The organism is Arthrobacter sp. MYb229 (assembly GCF_002975405.1).
In the GTDB taxonomy this organism is placed as follows: domain Bacteria; phylum Actinomycetota; class Actinomycetes; order Actinomycetales; family Micrococcaceae; genus Glutamicibacter.
In genome coordinates, this window is record NZ_PCPS01000003.1 from 285,943 (window position 1) to 301,660 (window position 15,718).

The 15,718-nt window shown below is 58.0% G+C and carries 18 protein-coding genes; 9 read left to right on the forward strand and 9 right to left on the reverse strand.

All coding sequences use genetic code 11. The annotated features are described in order from the left end of the window. Positions 1 to 15: 15 nt before the first annotated feature. Both CQ019_RS11955 and CQ019_RS11960 read left to right on the forward strand, forming a co-directional pair. Positions 16 to 579, forward strand: coding sequence for a small multidrug efflux protein (locus CQ019_RS11955; RefSeq protein WP_105553552.1), 564 nt, complete (start codon positions 16 to 18; stop codon positions 577 to 579). 61 nt (positions 580 to 640) lie between these two features. After that, positions 641 to 1,180, forward strand: a complete 540-nt coding sequence (locus CQ019_RS11960; protein WP_096285759.1) for a TetR family transcriptional regulator — start codon at positions 641 to 643, stop codon at positions 1,178 to 1,180. A 15-nt stretch (positions 1,181 to 1,195) separates the two neighbouring features. On the opposite strand, the gene CQ019_RS11965 is transcribed toward CQ019_RS11960, so the two are convergent. The 3 genes from CQ019_RS11965 to kynU form a co-directional block, all read right to left on the reverse strand. Next, complete coding sequence (locus CQ019_RS11965) at positions 1,196 to 1,819, reverse strand: thymidine kinase (protein WP_096285761.1); 624 nt, start codon at positions 1,817 to 1,819, stop codon at positions 1,196 to 1,198. Between the two features lie 65 nt (positions 1,820 to 1,884). Next, positions 1,885 to 3,264: an amino acid permease gene (locus tag CQ019_RS11970; protein ID WP_258133998.1), complete on the reverse strand. Its 1,380-nt coding sequence runs from the start codon at positions 3,262 to 3,264 to the stop codon at positions 1,885 to 1,887. A gap of 122 nt (positions 3,265 to 3,386) precedes the next feature. Further along, entirely contained in the window at positions 3,387 to 4,667 is a 1,281-nt protein-coding gene (kynU, locus tag CQ019_RS11975) for a kynureninase (RefSeq protein WP_105569795.1), read from the reverse strand. Positions 4,668 to 4,773: 106 nt separating this feature from the next. Between kynU and CQ019_RS11980 the strand changes: the two genes are divergently transcribed. The 4 genes from CQ019_RS11980 to CQ019_RS11995 all read left to right on the forward strand — a co-directional run bounded on the left by CQ019_RS11980 (position 4,774) and on the right by CQ019_RS11995 (position 7,991). Further along, entirely contained in the window at positions 4,774 to 5,259 is a 486-nt protein-coding gene (locus tag CQ019_RS11980; RefSeq protein WP_105569796.1) for an Lrp/AsnC family transcriptional regulator, read from the forward strand. A gap of 194 nt (positions 5,260 to 5,453) precedes the next feature. Beyond that, on the forward strand, positions 5,454 to 5,894 hold the full coding sequence (locus CQ019_RS11985) for a hypothetical protein (RefSeq protein ID WP_146113367.1): 441 nt from the start codon (positions 5,454 to 5,456) through the stop codon (positions 5,892 to 5,894). Then, the gene (locus CQ019_RS11990; RefSeq protein WP_258133999.1) at positions 5,884 to 7,326 is read left to right on the forward strand and encodes a cell wall metabolism sensor histidine kinase WalK; all 1,443 of its coding nucleotides are present in this window, start codon (positions 5,884 to 5,886) and stop codon (positions 7,324 to 7,326) included. Before CQ019_RS11985 ends, CQ019_RS11990 begins: the two co-directional genes overlap by 11 nt. Further along, entirely contained in the window at positions 7,323 to 7,991 is a 669-nt protein-coding gene (locus CQ019_RS11995; RefSeq protein ID WP_105569798.1) for a response regulator transcription factor, read from the forward strand. The genes CQ019_RS11990 and CQ019_RS11995 overlap by 4 nt, the downstream gene beginning before the upstream one ends. Before the next feature lie 63 nt (positions 7,992 to 8,054). Here the strand turns inward: CQ019_RS11995 and CQ019_RS12000 are convergent, their stop codons facing one another. The 6 genes from CQ019_RS12000 to CQ019_RS12025 form a co-directional block, all read right to left on the reverse strand. After that, complete coding sequence (locus CQ019_RS12000; protein ID WP_105569799.1) at positions 8,055 to 8,894, reverse strand: polyphosphate polymerase domain-containing protein; 840 nt, start codon at positions 8,892 to 8,894, stop codon at positions 8,055 to 8,057. Next, positions 8,891 to 9,544, reverse strand: coding sequence for a DUF4956 domain-containing protein (locus CQ019_RS12005; RefSeq protein WP_105553558.1), 654 nt, complete (start codon positions 9,542 to 9,544; stop codon positions 8,891 to 8,893). Before CQ019_RS12005 ends, CQ019_RS12000 begins: the two co-directional genes overlap by 4 nt. Before the next feature lie 366 nt (positions 9,545 to 9,910). Beyond that, entirely contained in the window at positions 9,911 to 10,324 is a 414-nt protein-coding gene (locus CQ019_RS12010; RefSeq protein ID WP_105553559.1) for a DUF3151 domain-containing protein, read from the reverse strand. A 2-nt stretch (positions 10,325 to 10,326) separates the two neighbouring features. Continuing rightward, positions 10,327 to 11,349: a class II fructose-bisphosphate aldolase gene (fbaA, locus tag CQ019_RS12015; protein WP_105553560.1), complete on the reverse strand. Its 1,023-nt coding sequence runs from the start codon at positions 11,347 to 11,349 to the stop codon at positions 10,327 to 10,329. Positions 11,350 to 11,540: 191 nt separating this feature from the next. Continuing rightward, positions 11,541 to 12,770: a M23 family metallopeptidase gene (locus CQ019_RS12020; protein WP_146112467.1), complete on the reverse strand. Its 1,230-nt coding sequence runs from the start codon at positions 12,768 to 12,770 to the stop codon at positions 11,541 to 11,543. A 280-nt stretch (positions 12,771 to 13,050) separates the two neighbouring features. Beyond that, entirely contained in the window at positions 13,051 to 13,707 is a 657-nt protein-coding gene (locus CQ019_RS12025) for an RNA methyltransferase (RefSeq protein ID WP_105553562.1), read from the reverse strand. A 136-nt stretch (positions 13,708 to 13,843) separates the two neighbouring features. Between CQ019_RS12025 and CQ019_RS12030 the strand changes: the two genes are divergently transcribed. The 3 genes from CQ019_RS12030 to CQ019_RS12040 are packed head-to-tail and all read left to right on the forward strand — an operon-like array spanning position 13,844 to position 15,644. Further along, positions 13,844 to 14,692 (forward strand): HAD-IIA family hydrolase, encoded by an 849-nt coding sequence (locus tag CQ019_RS12030; protein ID WP_258133574.1) that lies wholly within the window; start codon positions 13,844 to 13,846, stop codon positions 14,690 to 14,692. 57 nt (positions 14,693 to 14,749) lie between these two features. Continuing rightward, the gene (locus tag CQ019_RS12035; protein ID WP_105553563.1) at positions 14,750 to 14,989 is read left to right on the forward strand and encodes a hypothetical protein; all 240 of its coding nucleotides are present in this window, start codon (positions 14,750 to 14,752) and stop codon (positions 14,987 to 14,989) included. Positions 14,990 to 15,014: 25 nt separating this feature from the next. Beyond that, positions 15,015 to 15,644 (forward strand): TetR/AcrR family transcriptional regulator, encoded by a 630-nt coding sequence (locus tag CQ019_RS12040; protein WP_105553564.1) that lies wholly within the window; start codon positions 15,015 to 15,017, stop codon positions 15,642 to 15,644. Positions 15,645 to 15,718: the final 74 nt, after the last annotated feature.

The following is a 15,718-nucleotide window of genomic DNA, read 5'->3' on the forward strand; positions in this document are numbered from 1 at the left end:
ACGACAGGAACAATAATGAACCTCATCGAATCCTTCCAGAACCTCATCTCCCAAGTTCCAGAAATCGTACAGCCACTGATCGTCGCCCTCGCCGGCGCAGTGCCCTTCATCGAAGGCGAAGGTGCGGCAACCATCGGCATACTTGGTGGAATTAACCCGGTGGCCGCCGCCATCGCCGCCATCATCGGCAACTTCATCTGTGTGGCGTTGCTAGTGCTACTGGGTTCCGGTGCCCGCACCGCACTGGTCAACCGCAAACGAGCCAAAGAACCTGTCGCAGTAAATGGTGCCAACCGCACCGAAGACGCACAGCTCCACGAAAGCATTGCGCCGGTAGCCGAGGACAGCGAACGCAAAGCCAACCGCCGCATGAAATTCCAGCGCGCATTCGAACGCTACGGCGTGCCAGGGGTGAGCTTGCTCGGCCCACTGCTGCTGCCAACGCACTTCACCGCCACCATGCTCGCTGCCGTCGGCATCAACAAGGCACGCATCCTCATCTGGCAGGCAGTCGCAATCGTCGGCTGGACCACCGTGCTGTCCATTTTCATTGCCAGCGTAGTCAACGTCGCAGCCTAGGAAAACCCGGCCAGGTCAGTGCACACGGGTAGCCGATGTCACTACGTCTAGACTAGAAGGCATGGCACTAACTCAGCTGACCGTCGTGGATACCGCGGTCGATATCCTGCAACAGTTCGGGTTAGCTGACCTTTCCATGCGGCGTTTAGCCAAAGAACTCGAAGTTCAGGTTGGCGCGCTGTACTGGCATGTGAAGAACAAACAAGAGCTACTAGCTGCCGTTGCCGCAAAATTATTGAACACCGAGCAGCTACGTGTCATCCCAGAAAATTTTGCAACACCCGCCGACGCTGTTTTGCAGCTATGCCGCAAGCTGTACTTGGCTCTGCTTCCCATCCAGGACAGCCCAGAGGTGATCGAAGTAGCCAGCGCATTGCAAGTTGAGCAGCTCAATCCGGTTCTGCAGCTACGCGACTTGCTTCACTCTGCTGGTTTGTCCACAGAGGATGCCCGCTTTGGTCAGCAGCTACTGCTCAACCACATTTTGGGTTCGGTGGCTTACCGTCAAAACCTTGTGCAATTGGACGTTGATGCGCCACAAAGTGACGGTTTTGATTGGGGACTTCAGCGCGCAGTTTCTGGTCTTTTCCCACGCGGCTAACCCCACTAGAAAGACCTAGCTCAGTCGCCCGCCGGAAACCTCTAGGTAGCACGAGGCACACAGTGACTCGTACCAGACATCTTCCCCGTCGATAGCCACTTGGTCGCCGTCAAAAACAACCTGGTTCCCCACTCTACGAGTGTTAAACATTGCCTTGCGTCCGCAACGGCAGATGGTCTTCAGCTCTTCCAACGAGTGCGCCAGCTCCATTAATCGCGCAGAGCCTGGGAAAGCGTGAGTTCTAAAGTCCGTGCGGATCCCATAGGCAAGGACCGGGACATTGTCCAACACGGCAATGCGCAGCAGGTCATCGATCTGCTCACGCGTCAAGAACTGCGCCTCGTCGACAAGCAGGCAAGCGACCGGAGGCGAATCAACATGGGTGAGCAAGGCTTCAGGGTCCTCGCCGGAAGCGATCGCAGCGAACTGCTGACGCACATCGCCTCGGGGGCTGATGACGAAGTCGACCTCGCGTTCAATACCCAAACGGGAAACGATCGAGGCCTCCCCCTTGGTGTCGACGCCCGGCTTCGCCAGCAAGATACGCTGACCGCGTTCCTCATAGTTGAAGGCGGCCTGCAATAAGCTCGTTGATTTGCCCGAGTTCATTGCCCCGTATCGGAAATACAGCTTGGCCACAGTTGCCCCTTCAAAGTTCTGGCCTGCACCGCGCAGACCTCCTACGAGTTTAGTTGGCTTTTGTTCTAGGCCCGGACTTTGGCACGGCGGGCAAAAACCAACTTATAGAGCAGCGACATCACGACCACAAACGGAATGCCGAAGACCAGCGTGTAGCTGAACTGTTCGGTGAAATACGAGGTGGCCAGCAAGCCCGCGAGGAGAATCGCGCCGAGCAACGAGGCGGTCGGATACCCCGGCAGCCTGAAGTCCAGACGGATTTGTTCTTTGCCGATGTGTCGACGGAAGGCTAGGTGAGTTAAGAGGATCATGAACCAGGTGGCGATGGCACCAAAAGTCGCTAGCGAGATCATGATGCCCAGGCCTCCATCCGGGACAAGCCCGTAGACCAGCGCAGCCACCGCAATCCCGCCAGCAGACATCCAGACCGCGTGGATGGGCGAACCCTTCACGTTGAGCTTTCGCGCGAGAGGTGGAGCATGGCCGGAATCCGCCAAGGAGTTGAGCATGCGAGTCGCCGCATAAAGTTGCGCGTTCATGGCTGAAAGTGCGGCGACGATCAACACGAAGTTCAGCACCGAGTCGGCGAAGGGAACACCCATCAGGCTCATCACGGTCACGAAGGGCGAACCGCCGTTGACCAGTTCGCTGATTGGTGCGATCGCGAGGATCAGGCCCATGGTGAACACATAGAACAGCAACAGGCGCAGGAACGTCGTCTTGAAGGCCTTGCGCACCGCGATCTGCGGATTGCGCGATTCCGCGGCTGCAATGGAGATCGCTTCGATGCCCATATAAGAGAAAATTGCGACGATCACCGCATTCCAAGTGCCCCAGATGCCGTTGGCGAAGAACCCTGATTCGGCGCTGTAGTTGGCGATACCAAACTGGTCATTTGGGTCATGGAATACCAGCCATGCGGCGATAATAATGAAGGCGACGATCGCGAAAACCTTGATCGCGGAGAACCAATATTCGGTGGTTCCAAAAAACTTCACGCTGTTCATATTCACCGCGAGAAGTGCCAGAGAGAAGACGACCACCCAGAACAATCCGGGAATATCGGGGAACCAGTACTGCATGTACTCCCCCACCACGCTGACTTCGGTTCCCACCGCGAAGACCAACGCGGACCAATAAAGGTACTTGGTCAGGTACCCGGCGAAGTGTCCAAGGTATTTCTCCGCGTACACACCGAACGAACCGGCCACAGGTTGATGCACAGTCATTTCCGACAGCGCGCCCATCACCAGCAGGGCGATAATGCCACCAACAATGTAGCTGATGATCACCGAAGGACCGGCCAGCAGGATGCCAAGCTTGCTGCCCATGAATAGGCCGGTGCCAATCGCCCCGCCGAGGGCGATCATGGTCATCTGGGCCGTGGTAAGCGACTTTTTCAGCCCCATGCCACCCGGTACATTGTTCGCAGGTTCAATTCCCACGTTGCGCAGCACCCCTCAAAGAAAACGCAGCGAGGCACCAGCTGCCTCGCTGCGTTCAAGCGTACTATCGCCTCGGCTGAGCGGTTTTGGGAGCCATTCGGCGCCCGCGCCTAGTATTCCTGCTATGTCACGGCGTTTCGCACGGCAAACTCTTCGCGTTGCCAGTGGCCTGTGTGCAGAACTTCACGCAAGATCTCCACCGCATCCCAGATATCCGTACGGCTCAGATACAGCGGCGTGATTCCAAAGCGCAGCACCGCAGGCTCCCGGTAGTCACCAATCACGCCGCGTTCGATCAACGCCGCAATGATCTCGTAGCCGTTCGGATGATGGAAACTCACATGGCTTCCGCGCTGCCCATGCTCACGAGGGGTAATCAGCTCGAGCCCGTGTCCGGCACACCGGGTCTCGACAAGTTCGATGAATAGGTCGGTGAGTTCCAAGGACTTCGCCCGGACCAATTCCATCTCGGCTTCCACTGCGATATCCAGGCCCACCTCGATCATCGCCATGGACGTTACCGGCTGGGTGCCGCACATGAATCGGCGTACATCATTTGCCGGGGTGTACTGCTCCGCCATTTCGAAGGGCGCCTGGTGGGACCACCATCCCGTGAGCGGTTGCCAGAAGCGGTCCTGATGCCGGGCGTTGACCCAGATGAAAGCCGGAGATCCCGGGCCGCCGTTGAGGTATTTGTAGGTGCACCCAACCGCGTAGTCGGCCTTTGCGGCGTTTAGATCTACGGGAACGGCACCGGCAGCATGCGCCAGATCCCAAATTGCCAGTCCCCCCGCTTCGTGGACCGCTTCGGTTATCGCCGCCATGTCCCACATGGAGCCGGTGCGATAGTTAACGTGCGACAGCGAGAGGACCGCGGTGTCCTCGCCCAATGCGGCACGCAGCTCGGTTTCGTTGTCGATCAATTTCACTTCGTAGCGAATGCCGGTTTCTGCACCGACCGAGTTCAGCAACTCGGCGAGACCTTCGGCAATGTAGATGTCGGTGGGGAAATTGTCGCGTTCGGTGATGATCACACGGCGGCCCGGGCCATCGACCTGCTGGATGCGAAGCGCCGAAGCCAAGGCCTTGAAGAGGTTCAGGCTGGTGGTATCGGTAACCACAGTCTCGCCTGGGTTGGCACCAAGCAAGGATCCGAGTTTGTCACCCAACCGAGTGGGCATCTCAAACCATCCGGCGCTGTTCCACGAACGGATCAACCCTTGTCCCCACTCGACATTCACCACCTCTGCAGCACGCTCGGCTGCCCCGGCCGGAAGCGGGCCCAGCGAATTTCCGTCCAGGTACAGCACCCCGTCGGGCAGCAGGAACCGATCCTTGAAGGAGGCTAGCGCATCCTGGCGGTCCAATAGCTCCAACTTTTCTCGACTGACCACTGTGCTCATACTTTGTTCGCTTTCTCTGAGAACTCACCTTTGCATTCATCGTAGAATCAACAGTGGAAGATTTGTTTAACTTTCGAACTTTCGCAAAGAACTAGGAGAATATTCCGTGTCAGGTTCAGCATGGGCCAGCTCTGGATCTGCCCAGTCGAATTCCGTTCAGGTGGATGAAACCGATCTTGCGATTCTCGTCGAGCTGCACAAGGATGCGCGGTTGGCCAACAATATATTGGCCCAACGCGTGGGCCTTGCCCCCTCCACGTGCCTTGGCAGAGTCAAGGCGTTGCGGACCCGCGGCATCATTGAGGGATACCACGCAAGAATCAATGAAAAACTCCTCGGGGTCACGGTCCATGCCATGATCTCCGTGGTCGTAGCCGCACAAGCCCGCGACCGGATGCTCCATGCAGCAAAGAACCTAGCTGACCTGCCACAGGTCCGTGACGTATTTGTCCTTGGTGGCACTCCGGATCTGCTGGTCCGCGTGGCCACCCGTTCAATCGATGAGTTGCGCACGTTCGTCGCCAGCCACTTGGGCTCCAATAACGCGTTTTCATCCACTCAAACGAACATCATTTTCGAACACCTGCACTGACCCCGAGCTGCATGGAACATCAGAATCTAGAATTTAAGTCGAACCCGATAATTGTTCAACGCGCGGCGCCCACGCGTCAGAGCATGCTGTCTGCAACTTCGGTGACACCAGAGCCCTTCCTCGCGATCAATTTTTCGTGGCGACTTAGGCCACTTCTCATCTTGGTCTAATCTGGCTCAGAGACAATGGGTGGCATGGGATTGGAAACGTTGCGCCGCCTCGCGCTCTCGATCATCGTGATCGTCGTAGTGCTCTTGGGATTTCTAGGTATTCGGCAGGTCATCGCAGACCCAATGGACAAGGATCTGGGCAACGGCTTCATCATTAACGAAGATCGCACCTCACCCACCAGCGAGGTGCCCAACTCCCCGACTTTTACCTCCTCCGAGACTCCCTCGCCTTCTCCATCGCCATCTATAAGCGAGGAACCTACGAAGAGCGCTGCTCCAAGTAAAAGCACCGTCACGGAAACGCCCAAGGCAAAGCCGACAAAGCAGCCCACGGTGAAGCCAAAACCGACCAAGAAGCCGGTGGTCCCGCTGCCACCCTCGGCGAACACCTACGACGATGACGACGACTATGATGACGATTATGACGACGATGACGATGACGAGCTAGACGACGATGACGACTAGGCGCTCATGGTCTATTCGCGCACGAGTGCTCACCGGCATGCTATTGGTCGTTGGCTTGGCATTGCTCGTAGCCGGCGCCGCGAGTTACGCGGTACAACGCCACGAGCTCAATGAGCGGCTCGATGACTCGTTGTCGCGTACCGTGCAGGAGTTCGGCGTACTCGCCGAAACTGGCGTGGATCCGCGCACCTTGCAGCACTTCGAAAAGGCCGAGGACCTGCTGTACACGGCCATGCAGCGCACGTTGCCCTCACGGCATCAGGGAATGCTCGGCCTGGCCGGAGGCGAGGTTCAATGGACCGCACCGGATGTCGTCCAGCTACGGCTGGAGGACGACCCAGAATTTCTGGCTTGGGCCGAACGGAGCAAAACCGACAGCCACATCCATTTGGGGACCGTCAAGACGGAGATGACCACATATCGGGCGGTTATCGTCCCGGTGCAGCTTCCAGAAGATCCAAGTTTCAGCGCATTTGTGCTCGCCTATGACTACCTCGGAGAAGCACGCGCCGATGACCGAAATTTTGCTATTTTCTCTGCGGTTGGGGTCTTGGTGATGGCGCTTGCGGCCGGTGCCTCGTGGCTGGTGGTGAATCGGACCCTGGAGCCGATACGCAGGCTGCAGACTACCGCGCATCAAATCTCGGAAAGCGACCTCTCGCGGCGAATCGAAGTCACCGGGAATGACGAATTCGCCGAGCTGACTGTGACGATTAACGAAATGCTTGACCGCTTGGAAGGTGCGCTGAAGTCACAGCGGCAGCTGCTCGACGATGTCGGGCATGAACTGCGCACCCCGGTTACAATCGTCAGCGGTCACCTCGAGCTCATGGACACGCACGACCCGGAAGATGTGCAGCAGAGCAAAGAAATAGCGCTGGATGAAATGGGGCGCATGAGCCTGCTCATCAATGATCTTGTCATGTTGGCTAAATCAAATCGAGCAGACTTCATCCAGCCTCAGCCAACCGAGGTTGGCACGCTATTGGATGACATTCTGGACAAAGCCAGGGGTCTGGGCGATCGCCACTGGAGAGTGGATTATCGTTCCGAATCCACGGTTAACCTGGACCAAACGCGCATAACCCAAGCTATGCTGCAGCTCTGCGCCAATGCCGTGAAGTTTTCCACGGACGGAACTCGAATCGGGTTGGGCAACGAAGTGCTTCGAGACGGCCACGGGGATACCTTATTGCGCTGGTGGGTCTCGGATACCGGCGTCGGCATCCAGCCCGATGACATCGACCGCATTTTCGAGCGCTTCGGTCGAGGCAAGAATTCGGTACGCGCAGATGGATCTGGGCTGGGCCTCAATATTGTCTCTGCAATAGCCACCGCCCACGGCGGCCGTGTCTGGGTGGATTCCGAACCGAATAAGGGCTCCACGTTCTATATCGATATCCCACTAACTACACGAGGTACCGAAGCATGAGTCGAATCCTGATCGTTGAAGACGAACCTCGCATCAGTTCATTTATCGCCAAAGGCCTACGCGCCGCGGGGCTGACTTCAGCTGTTGCAGGGACCGGGCGCGATGGCTTCGATCTGGCCCTCGACGGCGACTATGAACTGATCATCTTGGACCTCGGGCTGCCTGATGAAGATGGCTTCTCGGTGCTGCGGCGGATGCGTGCAGCGCAGATCGAAACACCAGTGATCATTCTGACCGCGCGAGGCAGCGTGGAAGACACCGTCACCGGCTTGCAGAACGGCGCCGATGACTACATGGCAAAACCATTCCATTTTGACGAGCTGTTAGCTCGGGTGCGCTTGCGCCTGCGTACCGAAGACAGCGCCAGCGAATCCTCGGTACTGAACCACACCGACCTGGAAATGGATTTATTGCGCCGCCGGGTCAGCATCGCGGATAAGGAAATCGAGTTGTCCGCCCGAGAATTCGCCTTAGCTGAGGCGTTCTTGCGTAATCCAGGCCAGGTGCTCAGCCGCGAGCAGCTGCTATCTCGTGTTTGGGGCTACGACTTTGATCCGGGCTCGAATGTGGTGGACGTCTACGTGCGCTACCTGCGCAACAAACTCGGCGGGGAACGCTTTGAAACCGTGCGCGGAGTTGGATACCGGCTGGCCGCCACGCGCTAGCGCGCAAAACCCTTGGGGGTTCTCGTATAAGCGATCATCCCCCAGGTCGGCACACTTTGATGTTTAGCTGCGTACCGCTGGCCGGCGTCTTGCGGGATAGGACACCGTACGACGCCGTGCGCCAAAGCGCTGTTCCAACAAACGGCTCCAGCGGTTAGCAGGCAGTTCCGGATGCAATAAAGCGATGCCTATGCAGTACTTCGACATGCTGACCTCGCGGATGCCCAATTCGGCAAGCGCTCGGTCTGAAGCTCCACGTCCGTCGGCAGATTTGGTTTCCACGACGATCAGATCTGGTCCGGCGATCTGCTGCTCGCCATTGGCGTAGGCCAATTCCACATCGCAGGTTACTCGTTCACCGTCGATGGGGTTCACGAAGGTCGCACGAACATAGGAGCTATCGAGCACTGGCGCCAAGTCCGGCACCTCCTCTCCATACTCGGTGGCCAGCACTTGTTCGAGGAACTCGGCGTTCTCAGCGGTCAGCTCGCCAGCCAACCGCGGATCTTGTTCCACGCGGTGTTTCACGGTGGATCCGCGAAGTCCCTTGGTTTTGATCTCGAACATCGACAGTCCGGTGTCCGCGTAGGTCCGCGAGCGGACCTTATAGCGCCGGCGTCGGCCCTGGCGGTGAGCTCGGTACTGCTCAAAGTCCTCGGTGTCGAAGTACACGGATTCATAGCGGAAGGTGCGAAGCCCGTCGATCTCCATGATTTTGAATTGCTCCCCCAGACGCTCGGAGAGAGCGGTAAATTCATCTGGAGTGAGCAGAAATTTGCGATCCACGCGTGTCTGCAGCGCAGCTTCCGAAATGACTTCCGCTAACCCTATCGGCGAGCGGCCATCGACCGCCGCTTCGATGGCTTCACGTGCGCACGAGAAGGTCCGCGCCTCGGTGGTCATTTGGACCACGACTCCTGCTTGACGCTGTTCCCCGAGGCCGGCAGCGTATTGGCCAGTTCATAGGTTCCCGAGAAGTCGTCGGTTTTGGTGCTCGGCTTGCTGGCCTGATTCGTGCGGAAACGTACATCTACGATGGTCAGATCGCGAACCATGTCGAGCTCAACTACAACGGTGCGCAGCACCTTCGCATCGAGCAGTTCTTCAAGCGCTGCCACCAATTCAGGCTTCTGCGGGTAGGCCTTCTCTAAGGTCACCGTCTGGCGATCGGTACGTGGCGCAAAGCGCGGGTGGTCGGCGAGGAACATGACCAGCACCAGGGCGCCGGTGGCTGCCGGTGCCAACCAGGCCGGATCCGGATGAAGGCCGTTGACCAGGCCAATCGCTAGAGAAATGAAGTAGTAAGCGACCTCTTCTTGGGTCAAGGTATCCGAACGCAGTCGAATGATCGACAGAATGCCGAAGAGGCCAAGACCCAGGCCCATGCCTGCGCCGCTACCGGAAAGCAGCATAGTCACGGCGAAAATACCCATGCTCAAGGCAATATAGGCCAAAACCAAATCTCGCCGGAAATGACGGCGGAAATACACGAAGTAGACGAGGACCGTAATACCGACAATGTTCGAAGCTAGCGCCAGCCAAAATGACAGCATGGTGGATTCCCTTCACTGAAATAAGGTGATGATTCGTTCACTAACTTGAACTCTAGGTTAACAAGATGAGTCTTAAAGTAGAACTTGATGAGAACGGTCTCATTTTCATCCAGTGGGGATACTTTTCTGTTTTTCCTCTCCAAATACTTCTGTAAAGCACAAGTCAAACAGAGAATCTTGGGTCGGGTTCGCCACCAAATCTCCGCTCAGGAACATCCGGAATATGCAGCTCGGCTCGGACCGCAGATGGCTTTCAAGCTCAATACTCATCTCTTCCGTTCAAAGGACATATTGCGAATTGCAATTTGGAATCAAAAAAGACGGACGAAAACCCGAATGGTTTTCGTCCGTCTTATTAATTCGTTACTACTCGGCTTCGATGGAGCCCTTGGCGCTGGAATCCGAATCATTGAGGAATTTTTCAATTCGCTCAACTTCCTCGGCTTCGCCGATGGCTGCAGCCGCTCGACCCAGCGCGTAAAGCGAACGCAGGAAACCGCGGTTTGGTTCATGGCGCCAAGGAACGGGCCCCTGTCCACGCCAGCCTGATTTGCGCAACGAGTCCAAGCCACGGTGGTAGCCCACCCGGGCAAACGCGTAAGATTCCACGGTGCGGCCCTCTGTGTGCGCCTCATTGGCCAACAGCGCCCACACCAGTGAAGACGAAGGGAACTTCGCTGCAAGGTCTAACGGCTCATCCCCGGCATCCAGACGCGCAAGCACGTCGGTTTCCTCGGGCAGCAGTGTCTCTGGGATACCCAGTAGATTCTCGCCGGCCATTGTTACTTCAACGACTTTCCGGCCGAGCCGAGCTGACGTGCGCCCTCAACGATGCGAGCCGCCATGGACTCTTCGGCCTTGGCACCCCAGACGCGTGGGTCATAGGTCTTCTTGTTGCCTACTTCGCCGTCAATCTTCAGCACGCCATCATAGTTGGCGAACATGTGGCCGGCCACCGGGCGCGTAAAGGCGTACTGGGTGTCGGTATCGATGTTCATCTTGATGACACCGTAGGACACCGCGTCAGCGATTTCCTTGTCGGAGGAGCCCGAACCGCCGTGGAAGACCAGATCGAATGGGTTGGCCTTGCCCAGTTTTGCACCAACCTGAGCCTGGATATCCTTCAGGATCTCCGGACGCAGCTTCACGCCACCTGGCTTGTAGACGCCGTGCACGTTGCCGAAGGTCAGCGCGGTGATGTAGCGGCCCTTTTCGCCGGAGCCCAAGGCTTCGATGGTAGCCAGCGCGTCTTCAACGGTGGTGTACAGCTTGTCGTTGATGGCGTTCTCCACACCGTCTTCTTCGCCGCCTACGGTACCGATTTCAACTTCGAGGATCTGCTGGGCGGCAGCGGTGCGTGGCAGCAGCTCGGCTGCGATGCGCAGGTTCTCTTCCAGGGTTTCGGCCGAGCCGTCCCACATGTGCGAGTTGAAGAATGGGTCGCGGCCTGCGGCGACCTCTGCCTCGGAGGCTGCAAGTAGCGGCAGCACGAAGGAGTCTAGCTTGTCGGCCGGGCAGTGGTCGGTGTGCAACGCGATGTTCACGCCGTAGCTCTTGGCTACCTGGCGGGCGAAGGCGGCAAAACCGAGCGAGCCGGTCACCATGTCTTTGATTGAGGCACCGGACCAGTAGGCTGCGCCACCGGTGGATACCTGGATGATGCCATCCGATTCCGCTTCGGCGAAGCCGCGGATTGCGGCGTTCAGCGTCTGCGAGCTGGTGACGTTGACCGCCGGGAAGGCGTACCCGCCAGCCTTGGCGGCATCGATCATTGCATTGTACTTATCGGGGGTTGCGATAGGCATGCTTCACTCCTTGTGTTTAGCGAGGGTGGACGCGTCGCCTTTGACGGCGTTTCTCACCCCATCCTATCGGCAGCGGGGTGTGACGTGGCGTAGATCTCCGAACGTGACACGTGATGAAGCGTGTTAAAGCTGAAAACCGCGAGTGAAACCCAGCCTTTGGCTGACTTCCACTCGCGGTTTTCGGTGAACTGCTACTTGCTGGCCGACCCCGAGGACTGCGAAGAGCCGGATGACCCGGTAATCTCAGGGGCTACCGTGCTTGACGTTGCCGGCGGTGCCGAGGAACCCTTGGTTTCCGGGACTGCAGAAGTCGATTCCTTCTTATCCGGATTAGAAGAATCGCTGGTCTTCGGTGCTGTTTCCGTAGCCTTAGGCTTCGTTGGGGTAGATGTATCCTGCGTTGGATCCCCGGATGGAGTGGTTTCCCCCGACCCCTCAGTCGGTGTCGTCTCTTCGGTTGGCAACGGCGACTCGGGATCCGTCGGTGATGGAGACTTCGAGTCCGTCGGTGAGGGCGACTTCGAGTCAGTAGGAGACGGAGATTTCGAATCCGTAGGCGATGGCGACTTGGAGTCCGTCGGTGATGGCGAGTTCGAATCGCTCGGGCTTGGCTTTGGTTTTGGCTTTGGCTTAGGCACCACTGGAGTGTCGTCGCGTGGAACCACTACATCAGGATCCGAGCTTTCGTTGCGGTCCGGCCCCTGTGATTGCGGACCGTTGGAGCCGTTGCCCTTTGGCGCACTGTTCGAGTTCACCGTCAGTCGGCTCGAATCGATCATTGCCTTGGGCTGGCCGGGGATCCCTGGCAGGTAGTTGCGCGGATCGTGCCAGCGACCGTTGACGATCACTTCGAAGTGCACGTGGCAACCCGTCGAATTGCCGGTGGTTCCCGCGAGCGCGATCAGCTCGCCCTGCTTGACCTCCTGGCCAATCTTGGCCACTAGCTTTGAGTTGTGGCTATAGCCGGTCTGCACGTTGCTTCCGTGGTCAATGGTGACGCGCATGCCCGAGTGGCCGTGCCATCCGGAGACGATGACGCGACCAGCCTCGCTGGCGTACACCGGAGATCCACAAGAGATTGGGTAGTCCTGTCCGATGTGGATCTGGTTTCCTGGACCGGTGGGATTGCTGCGCCACCCATAGGGGCTGGAGATGCGTCGGGTAGGGACCGGGTGCATCAGTTGCAAGTCACCGGGAAGCTGCCCGATGGCGCCTACGGCTCCTGCGAGAAGTGCGGTTTCGGTTTCGTTCTCGGAGTCCTCGGAAGTCTCGGCGGCGCCTTCAACCATCCCCAAGGGCCGGCCATCAATGGCAAGGGCCCGCCCCGATCCGCCGAAGGCGTTCAAGGGAGCGTCCTGATTGACGTAGACCGGGTTGCTGAAGTTTGCGGGCGCGGCCTGCGCATCGATGGCGATGGGCATATTGCCCTGACGATCATCGGCTGTTTGCGCAACAATAGGAATTGCGAGCGCGCCTGTGAGACCAATGGCGGCCACCACTGAGGTGGCCCATACGATCAGACGTTTCCTTTTCCGGGGCAAGCCGATAAGTAATAAGTCGTGGTTTACCTGATGTCGCCGTTTCACTACTGCCGCTCCCAGATCACGAATGTATAACCAAGGCCTAGCCTATGGTGTATTTCACAACTAATCCAGATGCTCGAATAAACTTTTGTCTAAAAGACAGATGTTTATTCCTTTGTTAACTCACGCGTTGCCCAAAGACGTGCCTGCGGACCCAGGCATGCATGGCGATACCGGCCGCCGAAGCCGCGTTTATCGATCGAGTTGAACCAAACTGCTCAATTGAAAGGGTGTCTTTCGCTGCCGCATGCACCTCTGGGCTGAGGCCCGGGCCTTCTTGGCCGAACACCAGCACACAGTTTCGTGGAAGTTCGTATGTCTCCAGAGGGACCGAATCGGGGAAAATATCAATCCCCAAAATGGTCAGCCCTTCACCTTCTGCCCAGATCACGAATTCATCCACGGTGGCATGGTGGCGGACATGTTGGTAACGATCGGTCACCATCGCACCTCGGCGATTCCAGCGTCGGCGGCCGATGATATGGACCTCCTTGGCGAGGAAGGCGTTTGCCGAACGCACCACGGTGCCGATATTCATGTCATGCTGCCAGTTCTCGATGGCGATATGGAAATCGTGGCGGCGTTCGTCGAGATCTGCAATGATCGAGTCCATCAACCAGTAGCGGTACTTGTCGGCGACGTTGCGCCGGTCGCCTTGGGCCAGCAGTTCAGGGTCATAGTGCGCATCGGTCGGCAGTTCACCCTGCCAAGGGCCAACGCCGATGATGTGTTGTGCTGCTGGGTCTGCCGTGGGTTCCTGCGATTCTTCGTTCACCCTTTAAGGGTAGTTGTTCGGCGAGGTGTCCACGTTCACGGCACTTACGGCAATTGCTGTGTAGGCTTTTAGTACCAGGGAAGTTGATCAATGACGAAACGTCCCACCATCACTGCCCAAGGAGGAATAACACCTCGTGACGACCATAACTCGAGCTTCGCGCACCATCCACGACATCAAAACCTGGCTGACCGACATGGACGGCGTGCTTGTCCATGAGAATCAGGCAATCAAGGGTGCCGCCGAGCTGATTCAGTACTGGCGCGAGAATGATTTGCGATTCCTCGTGTTGACCAATAACTCGATCTACACCCCACGCGACCTGCGTGCCCGATTGCTCGCCTCGGGCTTGGACGTTCCGGAGCAAAACATCTGGACCTCTGCCCTGGCCACCGCCGAGTTCCTGGCACGTCAGCGTCCCGGCGGACGTGCATTCGTAATCGGTGAAGCTGGTTTGACCACCGCCTTGCACGATGCCGGGTTCATCATGACCGATCAGAACCCGGATTATGTGGTGCTCGGTGAGACCCGCACTTACTCATTTGAGGCCATTACCAAGGCGATTCGTTTGATCGAGGGTGGCGCACGCTTCATCGCGACCAACCCGGACGCCACCGGCCCCTCGTCCGAGGGCCTGCTACCGGCCACCGGCGCGGTGGCGGCGCTGATCACTCGGGCCACCAACCGCGAACCATATGTGGTGGGCAAGCCCAATCCAATGATGTTCCGTTCGGCTCTGAACCGGATCGACGCGCACTCGGAAACCACCGCAATGATCGGCGACCGGATGGACACCGACATCATTGCCGGCATGGAAGCCGGACTGTTGACCGCGCTGGTCCACACCGGCATCACCGCCGCCGGCGATGTTGATACCTTCCCGTTCCGCCCGGATCTGCAATACCCCTCGGTGGCGACCCTGCACGGTGAGCTCGTCGCCGAAGGCGCCAGCGAACCAGCTGCCGGCAAGACTAAAAAGCCGTAGCCTGAGCCTTGAGATCCGCCCCTTGCCAACCATGGAAAGGGGCGGATACTTGTTTGCATGATGAGCCGCTCCTCCCAGCGGAGGCTACTGAAGTTCGTATTGCTTGCCGTAGGCATATATTTGGGCCTGACCCTTTTCATCGCCTTGAATTATGCGATGCGTTCCTGTCTGGGCCAAGGCGCCGAGTTGCACTGCTCGGTATCCAATACCGTCGTGTGGGGAGAGCACCGCCTGCTCGGATTTGCCATGCTCGCCTACTTGCTCGTAGTTCTCGGCCTGTGGGCCAAACGCCGCTGAGGTACCCAAGACGTATGCTTGATCCGTGAATCAGGAATCCGAATACCCGAACGCCGCACCACGCGGCCGCGGGCGGCCTAGGGGCAGCACCACGGGTTCGACCCGCCGGAAAATCTTGAAAGCCGCTACCGAAGAATTCAGCACCGTAGGTTTCGAGGCGGCAAGCATTCGTTCCGTGGCGCGCCGCGCGGGTGTCGATTCGGCTCTGGTTCACCACTACTTCAAAGACAAGACCGGGCTCTTCCTCGAAGCCCTCAATATGCCGGTTAATCCTGGGGAGCTGGTTGCCCAGGCAATGACCAGCCCGCTTGGCGAACTGGGCGAAGCCCTGGTGCGCACCGTCGTGACGGCGTGGGCAAACCCCGTCATTCGTCCTGCGGCCACCACCTTGATCCGAGGCATGCTTTCCAGCCAGTCGGCAACCAAGCTCATGCAGCCCTTCCTCCAAAAAGAACTGCTCGCGCGACTTGGCAGATCCTTGCCGCCCGCCGACGCTGACCGTCGGGCCGCGCTGGCAGCGACACAGATTATCGGAATGATTATCGGGCGGTACATTATTCAGCTCGAGCCGCTGGCATCGATGGAGGACGAGGAAGTAGTCGCCTGCATCGGGCCAGCCGTCCAGTGGCATCTGACAGGAAAAATGCCGTCCTAAATCCGTTGACTCCGGCTTTAAAGGGGTCTTTAATTCATTGCATGATGAATAAATCGGCATGCGTAATCGTGAAC

Excerpts from the sequence above, each read along its gene's own strand:
- CQ019_RS11955 (WP_105553552.1), top strand. The coding sequence starts at position 16 with ATGAACCTCATCGAATCCTTCCAGAACCTCATCTCCCAAGTTCCAGAA.
- CQ019_RS11960 (WP_096285759.1), top strand. The coding sequence starts at position 641 with ATGGCACTAACTCAGCTGACCGTCGTGGATACCGCGGTCGATATCCTG.
- kynU (WP_105569795.1), bottom strand. The coding sequence starts at position 4,667 with ATGAGCACAGTGGTCAGTCGAGAAAAGTTGGAGCTATTGGACCGCCAG.
- CQ019_RS11985 (WP_146113367.1), top strand. The coding sequence starts at position 5,454 with ATGGGATTGGAAACGTTGCGCCGCCTCGCGCTCTCGATCATCGTGATC.
- CQ019_RS11990 (WP_258133999.1), top strand. The coding sequence starts at position 5,884 with ATGACGACTAGGCGCTCATGGTCTATTCGCGCACGAGTGCTCACCGGC.
- CQ019_RS11995 (WP_105569798.1), top strand. The coding sequence starts at position 7,323 with ATGAGTCGAATCCTGATCGTTGAAGACGAACCTCGCATCAGTTCATTT.
- CQ019_RS12000 (WP_105569799.1), bottom strand. The coding sequence starts at position 8,894 with ATGACCACCGAGGCGCGGACCTTCTCGTGCGCACGTGAAGCCATCGAA.
- CQ019_RS12005 (WP_105553558.1), bottom strand. The coding sequence starts at position 9,544 with ATGCTGTCATTTTGGCTGGCGCTAGCTTCGAACATTGTCGGTATTACG.
- CQ019_RS12010 (WP_105553559.1), bottom strand. The coding sequence starts at position 10,324 with ATGGCCGGCGAGAATCTACTGGGTATCCCAGAGACACTGCTGCCCGAG.
- fbaA (WP_105553560.1), bottom strand. The coding sequence starts at position 11,349 with ATGCCTATCGCAACCCCCGATAAGTACAATGCAATGATCGATGCCGCC.
- CQ019_RS12020 (WP_146112467.1), bottom strand. The coding sequence starts at position 12,770 with ATGCCCATCGCCATCGATGCGCAGGCCGCGCCCGCAAACTTCAGCAAC.
- CQ019_RS12035 (WP_105553563.1), top strand. The coding sequence starts at position 14,750 with ATGATGAGCCGCTCCTCCCAGCGGAGGCTACTGAAGTTCGTATTGCTT.